Below are 14,011 nucleotides of genomic sequence, written 5' to 3' on the forward strand. Positions count from 1 at the left end.
TTGTAAAAAGGCTGCGTAATGCAGCCTTTTTTACGATTACGGAGTCACAATATTGAACCAGAAATCAAAGGTGTCGAGGCAGCTGAGCATCTCTTCGAGCTTCGCCTGACTGCCGGTGAGGGTGACATCACCGTTCTCCTGCGCCTTTTTCAGGGTTGTTTCTTTCAGAATGATGTTGTTCAGCGTGTCGCGGCTGAGCGTGATCGTCGCATCCGCATCTTTCGCAACCGTGTTCGCGGTATGGTTCAGCACGCCATTTTCCAGCTCCAGCTTGTACTGACCGCCATCACTGCCGAGATCGACATTGAAGACCGCTTTCACATTGGCGGCTTTCACGCCGTTAATGTGCACGCCGAGGAAATCAAAGAACATCTCCGGTGACATCGCGCGAACGGTATCCGGGCTGGCAGCATTCGGCGTTGGCAGTTTCTGCACGCCGCTACGCAGTTCCTTCGCGCCGGTCAGGTAGAAATTACGCCACGGGCCGGACTCCGCCTGATAGCCCAGCTGTTCGAGCGCATCGGCTTCCAGATTTCGAGCCACCTTGTTCGTTGGCTCTGCAAATACCACCTGGCTCACAACCTGCGCTACCCAGCGATAGTTGCCCTGAGCATAATCGGCTTTGGCTTTATCGAGAATCGCGCTGGCGCCGCCCATGTAATCGACGTATTTTTTCGCCGCATCGACCGGGGGAAGTTCATCCAGCGTTGCAGGATTACCATTAAACCAGCCGAGATAGAACACGTAGGTGGCCTTCACGTCATGGCTCACAGAACCATAATAACCCCGGCTCGCCCAGGATTTGGCCAGCCCGTCCGGCAGCGCAAAGTTGGCGGCAATTTCATCGCGCGTCAGCCCTTTGTTTGCCAGTCTCAGAGTCTGATCGTTGATGTAACGGTACATATCACGCTGATTTTTCATCAGCTTAACCACGTTGTCATTACCCCATGTCGGCCAGTGGTGCTGCGCCATGATAATCTCGGCTTTATCACCCCAGCGTTCAATGGCGCTGTTGATGTATTTTGACCAAGCCAGCGGATCGCGGATTTTTGCTCCGCGTAAAGAATAGGTGTTGTGCAGCGTATGGGTGACATCTTCCGCGGCTTCAATCATCTTCTTCTCTTCCACGTACCAGAGCATTTCAGACGGTGCCTCTGACCCTGGCGCCATCATAAAATCATACGTCAGGCCATCGATAACCTCTTTCTGACCATCTTTGGTGATGGTGTTGGTGGGTGCGATCAGCGTCACGGTACCGGCCGAGGTTGTGGTACCCAATCCCGCCCCCACCTGCCCTTTTGCGTTAGGCGTTAACAGATTGCCGTACATATAGCTGGCGCGGCGGCTCATGGCATTTCCGGCCATAATGTTTTCCGACACCGCTTCTTTCATAAAGCCCGCCGGAGCATACACTTTCACGTTGCCGGATTTCACATCGGCTTCATTTATCACACCGCGCACGCCGCCGTAGTGGTCAACGTGGCTGTGGGTATAAATCACCGCCACAACTGGCCGTTTGCCACGGTATTTATAATAGAGTTCCATTCCCACTTTCGCGGTTTCGGCAGAGACCAGCGGGTCGATTACCGTGATCCCTTCTTTCCCTTCCATGATCGTCATATTTGAGAGGTCAAGGTTGCGGATCTGGTATACGCCGTCGGTGACTTCAAACAGTCCACCGATATTAATCAGCTGAGACTGGCGCCACAGGCTTGGGTTAACCGTATCCGGCGCTTTTTGGCCTTCTTTGATAAAAGCGTACTGCTGGGGATCCCAGATGACATTACCTTTTTCACCTTTGATGACCTCCTGCGGCAGCGCCGCAATAAAGCCTTTATGCGCATTACTGAAGTCGGTTTTATCAAAGAATGGCAATTGCCCGTACAGCGCTTCATTTCTGTTTTTCGTACTGGCGGTTGCGTCCTTCGCCATTTCTTGCGCCATGACGGGGAAAGCAGCCAGCGATGTGGATAGCAGACAGGCAACGGTCACTGCGCTAACGCGTGTTTTCAGTTTCATACATCCTCGACGGGTAATAATGAATTTCGATGACATAAGGCTAACATCTGAGCGTTTCATTCCCATTGATAATATATTTAAAAATAAACAAATTTTACCTGAAGAGGCTCCTGCCTTATTAGATAATCACCCTCTTTATTTTAGCCCCAGGTAATTCCATGAAGAGATTGTCATTAGCACTACTCAGCCTAATTGTATTAACCGCATGCAGTACCTCTCAACCTGATAAAGTTGAGAAAATTAACCGTCTGCATATCCCTTTGGTATTACCGGGAGAAAAACCGCCTGCGGTTGAACCATCGCATATCGCATCGCTTTATCGCCAAAACCAACAGCAGATTAACCAGTTAACAAGCAGCCTTAAAGAGCATTATTTACAGAACGCCACCGCCAAGGATATTTTTACCGAAGACAGCCCAGTACAGCCTGTCTACGCGTCGCTGACGAAACTGGAGCAGTTAGACATGATTAATCAACAATACCTGAAAGATAAAAATGAAGCCGGCCTGCAAAATATTCATATTGCCCTTAAACCATTAGCGGCTGGATAAATAGGCAAAAGCCCGACTACTCACGTAGTCGGGCTTTTTATCCTCACGGATGGAGGAGATATTAATCGTGCTGACCAAAGCGGTACGTTAATCCTGCCGTAACGGAGCTTACGTCGCTACTTACGCCAATCTGGTTGGCATTACCCACGTTGCTTACCCATTGATACTCCAGACGCCCCGCCCAGTTTTTGTTGAAAGCATATTCCGTGCCCACGGCAGCAAGCGGGCGTACGCCGGTATCAAAACGATTGTGACCACTTACATCAGATTCAGCACGGTAGGCCATCGCCCCGGCACGACCATAGATATCCCAGCTATCCGTCAGGCCATAGCTGGCCTTCAAGGACATCTGTAAACCCTGACTCTTCATTTGTGCACCCGCGCTATGGTGGCCATTGATTTGCATATTACCTAAATAATCATACCCGCCTTCCACCGCCAGCCACGGGTTAATCTGGTAGCCAGTATAAACACCGCCGCCCACGTTATCGTGATCGATATTATACTGGTTTGAACCGCTGTTATTATCACGCGCTTTTGAACCGGTATTTGCATCAAAATAATGTGACCAACCAAACTTGGCACCGCTATACCATGTCCCCGCATCGGCAGCCGCAAACGCGCTGGTAGCAGTAAAAGCATTAGCAATAATTAAAGCGCAAATTGTCTTTTTCATAGAAAATCCCGTTTACTCTGTTGAATAGCGTTAAGTGAGCAAACGATACAGCCAAACAAGAGCGTCGTTAATGTAATTCCTGTTTAATTTTAAATTTCCGTCAAAACGACTCCGGAAGGTGACCTACTTCCAGTAAATACCCGCCACGTCTGAAAGCAATATACTTCCCCTGCTTAAGCGCGGACAAAACATTAAGAATACTGCTGCGGGACAGCAATGTCCTATCCTGAATATAGTCAAGAATAGTGGTACGCATGCGTGCTTCTTCCGGAAGTAATATCATCTCCTGCAGATGATTACGAATAACAGAATAGGTTCTCTGTTGTACGACCTGCGCATCGCGATAAATTAAATAGGCCGTATGGTAAGACAATACCGCCGCAACCTCCTCCCAGACGCCCTGCTGTCGGAACAGATCTTCAGCCTGTGCCGCGTCGACACGCAATATTGTCGACTCCGTTTCAGCCCGCAGGATATGCCCTTGCGTCGGCTGGATCATCTCGGCGATGCCAAAAAGATGAGGCTCGTATACCGTGACCAACAGTAATCCATCCGAGGCGCGCAGCATGGAGAGTTCGCCATGCTGAAAAAGATACATTTGCTGACGACCTTTATGTGTCCAGGTGATGCGTTTTCGGGGAACAACCTTCACTTCCTCAGCAATCGGTTCCAGGATCCCGGTCAAACGTTCAATGGATTTTTCGGGACGAACAGGTGGTAAAATATGCATGAGAGATCCTTAAAGCAATAGGCCATGCCAGTATAGACCAGCGGTTGCCTACTCAGAATGGGTAACTGTAGTTCACGCTGGCAAACCAGAGATGGGGCTATCATAACTGCCTGCAAAAGCACAGAATGTTTTAATCTGTGCGGACTGCATATGGAGATACTCGACTGCCAGACCAATATTGGCAGCAGGTGTGATTTGCTACTGCGCTCCCTAATCGATCCCCAGCCCATAATTGCCGTAAAGCACAAAACCGGCATAAAAGTTGTCGGTCACTTTCTGGCTGTAAAAGATGCTGGCGGTTGGAAACGTCTTCATGACATCACCAGGGCTTTGCTGCGCCCCGTTATTCAGCTGGTAATCAATTACCCCATCCATCACCTGCACTCCTCCGGTGACTCTGTGATCGGGTAGATGCGTCATTCCAGCAGGGTTGGTCATTATTGTGGAAGCATCCTACGCGCGGGCCGCCTGCCCTGCGCCTGCAAGCGCGGTATCTTCAGTGCTGGTTTCATAAAAATAGAGGGCGCTGACGTGGGCACATGACGCGGCCAATATGTCAGTGCACAGAACTATTCGTATTTTCATTTTTAACTCGCTACAGGGATATTTTGCGCACAGATATACCAGGGGATATTTAGCAAGCACAAAGAAAGGAGGTTTAATTTTAAATTTTGGGGGCAGGCTGACTGAAAGTCAATATTATCAACGGATCAGAAGTGTCTATTAAACCCGTGGCGATTCAATGGTCTTACACGTATCAAGTTTGTCGAAGAGATAAAACAGGTTGTAGATAAAGAATTTGAAACAGCGCGACGAGCTAAAACCGATGAAGAATGTATTGTATGCATCAAAAATCTTCGTGCTGAAACAGACAACCTGCTTGAACAAGAGCGTCTGTTAAAAACCAAGTCCACACAGCTTTACGCGAAGATCGAGTTTGTTAAGGAAAATAATAAAATCGTCGGTTATGTTATATCCGCTGTAAATGTGGTGCTATCAGGCGTGGTTCTCTTTGGTGGTTTTATGATGTTATCCACTATGGGGCCGATTGGTATGCTGGCTGGGGCAGTCCTGATTGCCGATGGAATGAACGGATTAACGAAAGAAGTGCTCAACTTTGATCAGCCAGCAGGACATAAACCCTCGCAAGGTATCATTGCTGACTCTGCGATGCGTACGGCCCAGTTCATGGGATTTAATCCTAACGCGGGCCTGGCTCTCTATAATGGCGTTACTCTTGGCGCCAGTGTGTACAGCATTGTTGGACTCGCTCGAAAAACTGGAGCCTGGAGATTATTCCGCTGGCTTCCACAGGATGACTATCGCAAAGTCAGCACAATGAGCACTCCTAAGCTAACAATGAAGATTGTCGGTTATGGTGTTAAAGCAAAAGTGATTTTCGATCTATTGACAACCGAAAATGGAACCAGTTAATTCTTGATAGTTTTTCGGTAACGCCAGGATTTATAGGAAATTACCGGCGGCTGTGCAAAGGACATAATGGCAACCCCAAAGATCATCGCCAGCCCCCATGCAAATGCTCTATCAGGTGAGCTGAAGACGATAAGTAGCAGTAGGATTAAGGCACACACAGCTACTACTCCCGCCAAGGTAACAAATCGCCTAGCGAGGTCATTTATGGCCTCCCCAAGCGTTCCTCCATATTTTTCAATATTGCTTTTTATCTTCTGCAATTCGGGCTGCGTAAACCCTGAACGTAACAAAGCCTCATCAGTCACTTTCATCGTATCGTCCCTTATCTTCCAGAAGTGCTTTCCCAATCGCTGATTGTGCAAGCAATCATACTGATGAACTTTACAGCAATCCACATGATGTTTGTGCAATGTATCAGATATCAGACCATAGAAGCCATAAAGCCCCGTTAGTGGTACAAGCAACAAGCGGAACGTAGCGACTTCATCAGGCCAACCTGGTTGGTTTCGCTTTGCGAAAGTCACCAGTGACCAAATCAGATTGTCAGAGGGATCACACCTTATCAGGGTGCTCGTGTACTGTTAGGAGCGTGAGCGAAGCGCTGGCAGAGCCTGCATGTCGTGTGCAGGTACGTTTACACCTGTTTACGTGGCTCATAGGGCCACACATCGGGCTTAAATGCGTGCGATCAATCTGTTCGGGAGTTATGCCAGGTATACGGCTTTTTGTTCGTTGTTTACTGTCGCGGTAAGAACTCAGAACCACCGCCAGCGTGATGATATGCTCCCTTGTACCACAGACCAATCACGCGACAGGTGCGGGCGTAGAGCAATGGGGAGTTTAAGTTGTACCTGCTAAAGCGGGGCAACGTAACTAACTGATAAATCATAACTTGTTGATTTATCAGGAGATTGGAGCGGGCGAAGGGATTAGAACAAACCCTACAACAACTTGAAAAATATATAATTCCCAAGTTATATCTTAACTTATACCCCCAAAGATACCCCCAAAGCACAGAGGCTTTGAATTCAAGTAATTACCTTTGTCGATAAATCAGCAGGAAGCGAGATGATAGCAAATGGCAGACATACTCGAAAGCAGCGACGCCGTTAGTATCAGACTAATTACGATTTAATAAACCCAGATCGCGGCGGGCCCTTATGATATCAATATTCGTGAGATATGGCGTTTGTTCTGGCCAGCTAAACCCTTTGCGATCGATACGAATCAGTTCGTACTTTTCCACTAGAAAGTTAATGGCATTAGCGAGGGTGATACCGGCATCGATATGTTCCTGTATAACGGTTTCATCACAGAAAGGTGTATCGTTTAGCGTCAGACCATAATGCTGTTCCAGCAGCCGTGTAAGTAGCATTTGCCAGACAGCCACGGGCGACAGGCATGGCTTCGCTGCCCACAGGGTTGTTGCTGGTTGATATTTCATTTTGTTCTCGTGAAAGTAATTAATATTGAGTGGGATAAATGGCGATATATATGTAGCCGCAACTACCAAGAGTATCGGCTTCGCACGTGAGTCCGTTGTGATATAGCGTGACGCAGTGCTGATGCCGGGAAGAGAGTTCTCCGCTGGTGAGCATCAGCTCCAGTTGTTTGAGTATCAACGGAAAGACCTGATCCAGGTGCAGCGCGTCATCGTCGCTGAAAGCACCGTTGAATCCGGCCCGGTCAGCGAGAAAATGCACCCGGTTGCCTTCCTGCACCAGACGAGCTCCAAAACGGGGTGTGATCGTACTCTTTAGCCCCCACTGCTGGCAGGCTGGATTCTCCGGCTTGTCACCAGATTCTGAGTGATTGTTCATTATTGTTCCTGATTAAAGTAAAGGATTAATTGAGAGTAACACTTCGAAGAATGACATAGGGACCATTGCGGTCCTGACGACGTTCAGCAAACACGGCCAGAACACCGCGTATGTCCTCCACCTCGCGGCCAGCATAATGGCAGATACTGCCTGACCATTTATATTTGCCCGTACTGAAGCGAAACAGTCGGGAGCCAGGATGTTGCCGGTACAGGGTCATTGCCTGGCGTTTGCTGATGATTTTCATATCCAGCCTCGCTCTGCGAACGACACAATGCCCTCTGAACCGATGACCAGATGATCGAGCGTGTTCACATCAACCAGTGCTAGCGCTTCTTTAAGCCTGCCCGTAATGTTGCGATCGCATTGACTGGGCTTCGGGTCACCGGATGGATGGTTATGCGCCAGTACGACAGCTGCAGCATTGAAGCGAAGCGCTGACTTCACTACCTCACGGGGATGGACCTGGACATTGTTAATCGAACCGGCAAACAGCGTTTCGCTCTCCAGTAAACAGTGCTGGTTATCGAGATAGAGCACCATAAACACTTCCCGTTCTTGTCCGGCCAGCTGTAACCGAAGCCAGTCACGGGCAGCAGTGCTTGAGGTGAAGGATATGCCGGGCTGGCGCAGATATTTATCCAGCAAGTTGATAGCACGACGAATGGTGCGTTGGGCATAGGGGGTTAATCCGGATGTCGCGGTAAGCAGGTAATCATGTTGAGCCATAACCGCCAGCGGAAAAAGTTCAGGCTGTGATGATACCGGGGATAATGCGATATTCATGTCAGGTATTCCTCAGTCGATTAGATGCATAATGGCGCTGCATTCCGGATGGTTTAGCGCGTAGTCACGTAAGTGATAATAGTGCTCAGTCATCGCGTCACATTCGGTGCGACAAGCGTGGTGGCTGTATGCCATCAGGCAGGCGATTATCCCTGCTGCTTCACTGGTGAGCTCTGCGCCATTGCCGTTCATGCTGTTGAACAATGCCCACGTCTTATCGTTCTCTGACTCAGGAGCCATGAAAGCACCGCCGTTACCGAGCGTCGAAAAGTTCCAGATACCACCGTGGTAATCGGCACACAGCCGGTCCATCCAGGCAAAAATACAGGTTTCAAGGGTTATCCATTGTGGAATGGAGCCAAAGTGCTGCGACCAGAAGGCAGTACGCTGTTCATCGGGCACGGGCGTACATACGATGCGCACTGTATCAGCGTGTGGTGAAGCGGGGGATTCAGCCACTGTGCTGGTCAGGATGAGTATGTTGTTCATTTAGTTTCCTTTGTATTTCATATAGGTTGTCGAGACGAAGTGATGGGCAGGACTGCGCATAGCCATCCTCATCACAGCACGAAGGCCAGCTCCCCTCAGTGATGCTTAAGCTGCACTGGCTGAGTTCACCGGGTCGATAAAGAAGGTGTGAGCACCATGCGCACAAGTCGTCATCGGAGATAGAGCGGCTGTATGGATTATTCTCCAGGGTGGCCTGGCGGGCGCTATCAGGCAGCGGTGGCATCAGCTCAGTGCCTGCTGCAGTTCTTCCGCCATCACCCAGAGTGCCCGGTTGAGCTTAACGTCGCCGTCTATGCCTTTAACCGCGCGAGTATGGCTGCGTTTGCCTTTGGCAGTACGTCCTGACAGACCCCCTTTCAGCAGGTTCTCTTGGCAACGATTGAAAACTGACCACAGGTCGTCCTGACGGTCTTCATAGCGGCGGGGTATCAGTATCTGGGATGCCGTCACCGGCTGGTGCTCTTCCCCGAAGCGATACGTCAGCGCGGCTCTGGCAAAAGCTTGTTGTATCGGTGGGGGAAGTAGCAGCGACTGCATCGCATCCCGATTTTCTTCAACCCTGTCAAAAATCCCCAGTACCTCGTAAGCCCCTTCAATGACCTTTTCCACCACATTGCCTTTGTGCGGGACGCGCACCTCACCAAAGGTTTCGCCGCAGACAAGCCCGTTCTGGCAGACAAAACGAAACAGGCCCGGCAGCATCTGGTATGAGCTGGAGCCGTCGTGACTGTTAAGCAGGATGATTTCGGGGACCTGTTTGCCGGTGATTTGCCCCTCACGCCTGAGACGCAGCATGTGCTTTGTGTGATCGCGTTTATTCAGGTCGCGCACGCGGGTCTGGCAGGCAAAGAACGGCTGGAAGCCTTCCCGCTGTAGGTTATCCAGCAAGGTGATGGTCGGGATGTACGTGTAACGTTCGCTGCGGGATTCATGTTTTTCTTCGCTGAAGACGCTGGGCACGTAGTGCGCCAGTTCATCGTGGGTTAACGGACGGTCGCGGCGCACGAGGCTGGCAGTGCCAAAACGGCTGGCTAAGCGCATGGGTAACTCCTTTGATTACATAAATGAAAAGGCCATACCTCCCGAAGGAAGTACGGCCTTTTAGTGAACAAAAATAACGGGGTTAATACCTGGGGGAATACGGTCAGTACTAGGGATGCCAGAAGAGTAGGCTTTAACTCAGAACAAGGACCAAGACATAAACAATGCAGGATGTTAGATAGAGAACGCCTGCTATCATGTCAGTATCCTTACTGATGGTCGGCCAGACGCGCGAGGGAGGCAATACGGGTTTCACCCTGCGCCAGGCTGCAGTTATTGGCCTTGGCGGATACGAGTGCGCCAGCGAGCGCCGGGGCCAGTTTCGGGGCCGGATATTGCCAGCTCCATGCCACTGGACCGTGATCGGATACGCCGTCATTTTCATAGAAATGGAAAACAAAGCTTCCCTTTTTATAATTCAGCATACGTGACGCTGCGCGTGTAAGATCCGGTGAGACTTGGCTGTCGAAAAGTGTCACTGTCTGTTCCGCATGTGTCCTTATCTGACGCTCTTCCTCCGGGTAATACTGGATGGTCATACCCGTTGCGCCTGATGCCTTACCTCCGGTGATATCTTTCAGCCAGTAGAAAATATTCAGGCGCTTTTCCGGGCCGTTGCAGGTAAGAATAAACTTCTGCGTTTCCTTACCCTTTGTGGCGCTAATTATAAAATCATCCACGCCATCCATGATGTGGTCATGCATGACTTGCACATTTCCTGCCACCTCGCCTGTGACGATAACGGGTTTAATGTCATAGGCAGCAGCACGGCTCACCTGAGTCCATAATACCGCGACGACAATCAGCAGCCGGGCGATAACGTTTACCGTTTTCATTTTTTCACTCTCCCGCTTCGGGTAAAACGACATAAATATCCCGGCCCCTGACCTCAATGGTCACAGGCTCCTTTACACCGGTATTCAGCAATGCCTGCGCCTGCCAGAAACGACCGCTGACCTCTTCATGCATTTCCGTGACGCGGATACAGCGCTCATCACTCCCCTCTTTATGCAGGATTTTCGTCACGACGGCACAGGCACTCTGCGCCAGATTTTCTGTACCTGAGGTTTTCTTAAACTGATTTATCGCCACGAATGACAGCACTGTACAAAGCAACCAGACCTGCAGAAGCCGCCACGATTTGCCCTGCATCTGGTCGCGCTGGCGAAGGTAAACAAAATTCAGAGGAAACCACAGCCATGAAGGTGGTGTGATGCCCTGCTTCATCAGGTTTATCCGGTCCAGTAACACCCAGACTAGGGCAACAATCATATAAATGACCCCGGCAACGCCCTGCGGAAAGTTCAGGTAAAGCACAATCCAGAGGGTCGGGAGAATTGCCGCCAGACACCATGCGAACAGGTCCTGACGTAATAACGGATAAGATTTCATAGCGATTCCCCCGAATTGCTCTTTTCTCTGTTAAACACAGGGACGCACAAAGACATAAAATACTCCTTAATAAACAAATTACTGGGATGGTTAAGAAAGGTTTGCTGGTTATTTTCAGCGCAGATCGTACTGCCTAACTTTCTGGTGTGATAATCGTTAATTCAGATCGATAATTGATTACCGATCGTTATTTTCTATCGAATGAGACGATCGATAAACTTAATCTGATAGTCAATACCTATTATCCGGTTTCATTTCGATCGTCGAAACAGATCGAACAGGTGCTGAGAAAAGACACGATAAAATCAGAACAGGAGATGCCAGACGGCGCGGGCAACAGTCAGCAACCGGTGGCGGATCTGGTGAAGATAGTGAACCAGAATCCCGGAAGTCTTCAGAGTGTTCACCGCTTCATCAAATATCTCCCCGGTCACACGGACAAATCCATCACGGGCAGTTTCCCTGACTGTGTCGGTCCGAAGTTCGGGGTGCAGATGGCGGGAAACTGCGCTGCCGCTGTGTACTGGTAACGCCAGTATCAGGGCCTCCACCCAGTGATGCAGGTTGTAGTGCTCTGCAGCAGAGACGGCAATGACCGGGTGGGCAGTGGCGAAAAGGGTTTCAGCCAGTCGGGTTTTAGCCTGCAGGTTCTGTTGCTGCTGTTGCGAGGGCCGGTGATTCAGCCCATCCCATTCCCGGCAGGGCTCTATTTTGTCTGCCTGGCTGAGGACAAACAGAAAGCGCTCCGGTTCTGCTCCGCTGCGGAGTAAATCGCGGTAACAGCGGATATCCTCGTTCCAGGCCCGTTCATCGGCTTTGAGTACCCAGACAATCAGGTCCAGCCTGCCGGACCACGCCTGATACAGGCTACGGTACAGACTGTCCAGCTCCGGGGTTTCGCCAATACCCGGAAAATCTACCAGTGTCAGGGTATGTGTGCCGTGAGTGACCCGATAGCGCTGAACGGTACGGGTACAGCCGCTGATGGCATCAACCCTGGCGGGAGGTGGGCTGAACAGGGTATTGCAGAGGCTGGATTTCCCTGTGCCGCTTTTTCCCATCAGTCCGATACAGGGTTCATAACTTATGATACTGCTGAGTTGACGGTATATCTTTTCTGTAGCATCAGCAGGTAACTGTGAAAGGAGCTGCTGTAGCGGCATTATTTTAGAGGATTCATTGTTCATATTTCACCTGTGATAAAACAATCTTGTTCAATATCACAGGAGTAATATAGGCCTGAAATAATTTACAACTCAATCACCCGGCGTTAAGGTTTCAGCAGATACCTCTTCTTCTGGCTTTCATTCATGGCTTTAAACTTCAGACGTTCTTTACTAAATGAAATATCAACCCCTTTGATAATCACAGATTCAGGTAACGTCTTCTCAGGGAATTTTTTTGGTAAAGTTAATACCGGTATAAAAAATGCCCCGGTTGTATCTGTCCGGGACGATTCAGCGACCTTACACAGACCTCTGGGAATTCTTCGTCCTGCTTGAGCGACAGCCTCGTATTTTATATAGCGTAAGTTTTCAAAATCCAGCACCCCGCCACATTTGTCCCATTCGCTCCTGCTGACAGTAATCATCCTGCACGTTGCAGTAAAGGTCCCTGAGTACAATCCGGTGGCAGTGCTGGTATTACAGTAATAACACGCCACATATGTCTTCAGCACAATCCGAAACGATTTATCGTTAACTTCGTGACCATGATTGCTAAAATGATTAGCAACGTGTTCAAGAATTTTATCGTCAATTGTTTCCATCAAAGACTTATGGTTTTGCCGTATCAAGGAGCTCTCTCCGTTATTAGGGAAGTACACCTCAGGCAGTCCGATGAAATCAACCGAACCGTTCACACTGAATTCCCTCGAATTAACATATTCGGGAAAAAGCTGAACCGGAACGTGTTTACCTTTGATGTCATTATTAGCCATCAAATTCTCTCTCTCTTTTGTGACCAGAGAGTAAAGATAATGAGACGCACTTTTTTTCCCATTCGACTTCACCGCTTTGTCACGAAGAAACGCCTCAGTCTCCTCATCAGAATAGTACATCGTTGCTTTGTATTTATACGCCATACATCCCCCCCGGCTGTTCCTGATTTCTCTGCATTTACCTGCTGGTTTACATTCCTGCTCCGGAACTCCACCCATCACTATCGCACAACCAATTTACCTTAATTTGATGGTAATTAAAAAATAAAAAGTACCCTAAAATTGATAAGGTATAGGTTATTAATTACATGCTATAAAATTTAAAAGTGACCTATAAAAGTAGGCTACTTTCAATTTTAACATTTAAATTCATTGCGTTAATTTAAATGCAGTAGTTTCTGTAACTTACCAGATACCATCTACTCAGAAGGTTCTTTTTTACCTTGAGAATCTCACTTAACCGGAAGTTAGTTAAAAATTACTGCGATAACAATCTTCTCAGACGCTGCCCGTCATACCCAATGGACCGCTATGGCATGACATCTGCTCCGGGTAAAAGAAGTGACGTTTTATGCATCTCTTATGCGACAGAGGAAAGTGGGTAACAGCCAGCTTCATTGATTTTTTACACGGTCTTCCATCCCCTGAGGAAGGCTGCAACACAACACTGAGAACCAGTCATTCCTCCTTTTCACATTCAACGTAAAGGAGATATCCCCATGAATACATCACCTGCTCTGCTGAACGACCAGCTTGTCGATATGGCATTCATCACCACCTATACCGAAATGACAGACAAATGGTTCTACAAACTCATCAGTGAAGGACTCTTTCCTAAGCCAATCAAACTGGGTCGTAGCTCGCGCTGGCTAAAGAGCGAAGTGGAAGCCTGGTTGCAGCAGCGCATAGCAGACTCCCGGGGTAACTGAGCATGTCTGTAAAATAGTGGAAGTAAGGTTTAGCTCCTGGTGGCCTGGCAGAAGCATAAATGGACAAAACAGATGTTGTCCATGAGCACTTCCGAATATCCTGATTATCAGATTTTTATTTATATTCTGAATTGCTAACCCTGGAGTAAACTCTGAACGCCTATAATATAAAGCCCCGCATGTG

16 protein-coding genes and 2 pseudogenes are annotated in these 14,011 nt (G+C 48.9%); 3 read left to right on the forward strand and 15 right to left on the reverse strand.

The annotated features are described in order from the left end of the window. Positions 1 to 36: 36 nt before the first annotated feature. The gene (locus V5P19_RS16440) at positions 37 to 2,019 is read right to left on the reverse strand and encodes an alkyl sulfatase dimerization domain-containing protein (RefSeq protein ID WP_334405149.1); all 1,983 of its coding nucleotides are present in this window, start codon (positions 2,017 to 2,019) and stop codon (positions 37 to 39) included. 158 nt (positions 2,020 to 2,177) lie between these two features. Here V5P19_RS16440 and V5P19_RS16445 point away from each other — a divergent pair, with 158 nt between their 5' ends. Beyond that, a complete protein-coding gene (locus V5P19_RS16445) occupies positions 2,178 to 2,570 on the forward strand; it encodes a hypothetical protein (RefSeq protein WP_334405151.1) in 393 nt (130 codons plus the stop codon). Between the two features lie 61 nt (positions 2,571 to 2,631). Here the strand turns inward: V5P19_RS16445 and V5P19_RS16450 are convergent, their stop codons facing one another. The 3 genes and pseudogenes from V5P19_RS16450 to V5P19_RS16460 form a co-directional block, all read right to left on the reverse strand. Beyond that, complete coding sequence (locus V5P19_RS16450; protein ID WP_334405153.1) at positions 2,632 to 3,246, reverse strand: outer membrane beta-barrel protein; 615 nt, start codon at positions 3,244 to 3,246, stop codon at positions 2,632 to 2,634. A gap of 100 nt (positions 3,247 to 3,346) precedes the next feature. Next, positions 3,347 to 3,976, reverse strand: coding sequence for a helix-turn-helix domain-containing protein (locus V5P19_RS16455; protein WP_334405154.1), 630 nt, complete (start codon positions 3,974 to 3,976; stop codon positions 3,347 to 3,349). A 213-nt stretch (positions 3,977 to 4,189) separates the two neighbouring features. Then, positions 4,190 to 4,561: pseudogene (locus V5P19_RS16460) on the reverse strand (outer membrane protein transport protein); the annotation flags it as partial. A 156-nt stretch (positions 4,562 to 4,717) separates the two neighbouring features. Between V5P19_RS16460 and V5P19_RS16465 the strand changes: the two are divergent. Next, a pseudogene (locus V5P19_RS16465) lies at positions 4,718 to 5,410 on the forward strand (DUF4225 domain-containing protein); the annotation flags it as partial. Here the strand turns inward: V5P19_RS16465 and V5P19_RS16470 are convergent. The 11 genes from V5P19_RS16470 to V5P19_RS16520 all read right to left on the reverse strand — a co-directional run bounded on the left by V5P19_RS16470 (position 5,407) and on the right by V5P19_RS16520 (position 13,042). Next, a complete protein-coding gene (locus tag V5P19_RS16470; RefSeq protein WP_334405156.1) occupies positions 5,407 to 5,721 on the reverse strand; it encodes a hypothetical protein in 315 nt (104 codons plus the stop codon). The pseudogene V5P19_RS16465 and the gene V5P19_RS16470 sit on opposite strands and share 4 nt — an antisense overlap. A gap of 809 nt (positions 5,722 to 6,530) precedes the next feature. Beyond that, on the reverse strand, positions 6,531 to 6,854 hold the full coding sequence (locus V5P19_RS16475; protein WP_334405158.1) for a TA system toxin CbtA family protein: 324 nt from the start codon (positions 6,852 to 6,854) through the stop codon (positions 6,531 to 6,533). A 19-nt stretch (positions 6,855 to 6,873) separates the two neighbouring features. Further along, complete coding sequence (locus tag V5P19_RS16480; protein WP_334405160.1) at positions 6,874 to 7,230, reverse strand: type IV toxin-antitoxin system YeeU family antitoxin; 357 nt, start codon at positions 7,228 to 7,230, stop codon at positions 6,874 to 6,876. Between the two features lie 25 nt (positions 7,231 to 7,255). Further along, positions 7,256 to 7,477 carry a DUF987 domain-containing protein gene (locus tag V5P19_RS16485; protein ID WP_012543032.1) on the reverse strand — a complete coding sequence of 74 codons (222 nt, stop codon included), beginning with the start codon at positions 7,475 to 7,477 and terminating at the stop codon, positions 7,256 to 7,258. Then, complete coding sequence (gene radC, locus V5P19_RS16490) at positions 7,474 to 8,016, reverse strand: DNA repair protein RadC (RefSeq protein WP_334405166.1); 543 nt, start codon at positions 8,014 to 8,016, stop codon at positions 7,474 to 7,476. Before radC ends, V5P19_RS16485 begins: the two co-directional genes overlap by 4 nt. Positions 8,017 to 8,028: 12 nt before the next feature. After that, complete coding sequence (locus tag V5P19_RS16495) at positions 8,029 to 8,505, reverse strand: antirestriction protein (RefSeq protein WP_334405168.1); 477 nt, start codon at positions 8,503 to 8,505, stop codon at positions 8,029 to 8,031. Between the two features lie 243 nt (positions 8,506 to 8,748). Continuing rightward, the gene (locus V5P19_RS16500) at positions 8,749 to 9,567 is read right to left on the reverse strand and encodes a DUF932 domain-containing protein (RefSeq protein ID WP_275388219.1); all 819 of its coding nucleotides are present in this window, start codon (positions 9,565 to 9,567) and stop codon (positions 8,749 to 8,751) included. 209 nt (positions 9,568 to 9,776) lie between these two features. Further along, a complete protein-coding gene (locus V5P19_RS16505; protein ID WP_334405172.1) occupies positions 9,777 to 10,403 on the reverse strand; it encodes a hypothetical protein in 627 nt (208 codons plus the stop codon). A gap of 4 nt (positions 10,404 to 10,407) precedes the next feature. Continuing rightward, complete coding sequence (locus V5P19_RS16510) at positions 10,408 to 10,959, reverse strand: hypothetical protein (RefSeq protein WP_334405174.1); 552 nt, start codon at positions 10,957 to 10,959, stop codon at positions 10,408 to 10,410. A 305-nt stretch (positions 10,960 to 11,264) separates the two neighbouring features. Next, on the reverse strand, positions 11,265 to 12,020 hold the full coding sequence (locus V5P19_RS16515; protein ID WP_334405177.1) for a GTPase: 756 nt from the start codon (positions 12,018 to 12,020) through the stop codon (positions 11,265 to 11,267). 209 nt (positions 12,021 to 12,229) lie between these two features. Beyond that, positions 12,230 to 13,042 carry a hypothetical protein gene (locus tag V5P19_RS16520; RefSeq protein ID WP_334405179.1) on the reverse strand — a complete coding sequence of 271 codons (813 nt, stop codon included), beginning with the start codon at positions 13,040 to 13,042 and terminating at the stop codon, positions 12,230 to 12,232. A 575-nt stretch (positions 13,043 to 13,617) separates the two neighbouring features. Between V5P19_RS16520 and V5P19_RS16525 the strand changes: the two genes are divergently transcribed. Next, on the forward strand, positions 13,618 to 13,827 hold the full coding sequence (locus tag V5P19_RS16525) for an AlpA family transcriptional regulator (RefSeq protein WP_275388224.1): 210 nt from the start codon (positions 13,618 to 13,620) through the stop codon (positions 13,825 to 13,827). Positions 13,828 to 14,011 lie beyond the last annotated feature (184 nt).

The sequence above is a fragment of the Enterobacter sp. UNJFSC 003 genome (assembly GCF_036903355.1).
GTDB lineage: Bacteria > Pseudomonadota > Gammaproteobacteria > Enterobacterales > Enterobacteriaceae > Enterobacter.

Coding starts and splice junctions, on each gene's coding strand:
- V5P19_RS16440 (WP_334405149.1), bottom strand. CDS start 2,019: ATGAAACTGAAAACACGCGTTAGCGCAGTGACCGTTGCCTGTCTGCTA.
- V5P19_RS16445 (WP_334405151.1), top strand. CDS start 2,178: ATGAAGAGATTGTCATTAGCACTACTCAGCCTAATTGTATTAACCGCA.
- V5P19_RS16450 (WP_334405153.1), bottom strand. CDS start 3,246: ATGAAAAAGACAATTTGCGCTTTAATTATTGCTAATGCTTTTACTGCT.
- V5P19_RS16455 (WP_334405154.1), bottom strand. CDS start 3,976: ATGCATATTTTACCACCTGTTCGTCCCGAAAAATCCATTGAACGTTTG.
- V5P19_RS16470 (WP_334405156.1), bottom strand. CDS start 5,721: ATGAAAGTGACTGATGAGGCTTTGTTACGTTCAGGGTTTACGCAGCCC.
- V5P19_RS16475 (WP_334405158.1), bottom strand. CDS start 6,854: ATGAAATATCAACCAGCAACAACCCTGTGGGCAGCGAAGCCATGCCTG.
- V5P19_RS16480 (WP_334405160.1), bottom strand. CDS start 7,230: ATGAACAATCACTCAGAATCTGGTGACAAGCCGGAGAATCCAGCCTGC.
- V5P19_RS16485 (WP_012543032.1), bottom strand. CDS start 7,477: ATGAAAATCATCAGCAAACGCCAGGCAATGACCCTGTACCGGCAACAT.
- radC (WP_334405166.1), bottom strand. CDS start 8,016: ATGAATATCGCATTATCCCCGGTATCATCACAGCCTGAACTTTTTCCG.
- V5P19_RS16495 (WP_334405168.1), bottom strand. CDS start 8,505: ATGAACAACATACTCATCCTGACCAGCACAGTGGCTGAATCCCCCGCT.
- V5P19_RS16500 (WP_275388219.1), bottom strand. CDS start 9,567: ATGCGCTTAGCCAGCCGTTTTGGCACTGCCAGCCTCGTGCGCCGCGAC.
- V5P19_RS16505 (WP_334405172.1), bottom strand. CDS start 10,403: ATGAAAACGGTAAACGTTATCGCCCGGCTGCTGATTGTCGTCGCGGTA.
- V5P19_RS16510 (WP_334405174.1), bottom strand. CDS start 10,959: ATGAAATCTTATCCGTTATTACGTCAGGACCTGTTCGCATGGTGTCTG.
- V5P19_RS16515 (WP_334405177.1), bottom strand. CDS start 12,020: ATGGGAAAAAGCGGCACAGGGAAATCCAGCCTCTGCAATACCCTGTTC.
- V5P19_RS16520 (WP_334405179.1), bottom strand. CDS start 13,042: ATGGCGTATAAATACAAAGCAACGATGTACTATTCTGATGAGGAGACT.
- V5P19_RS16525 (WP_275388224.1), top strand. CDS start 13,618: ATGAATACATCACCTGCTCTGCTGAACGACCAGCTTGTCGATATGGCA.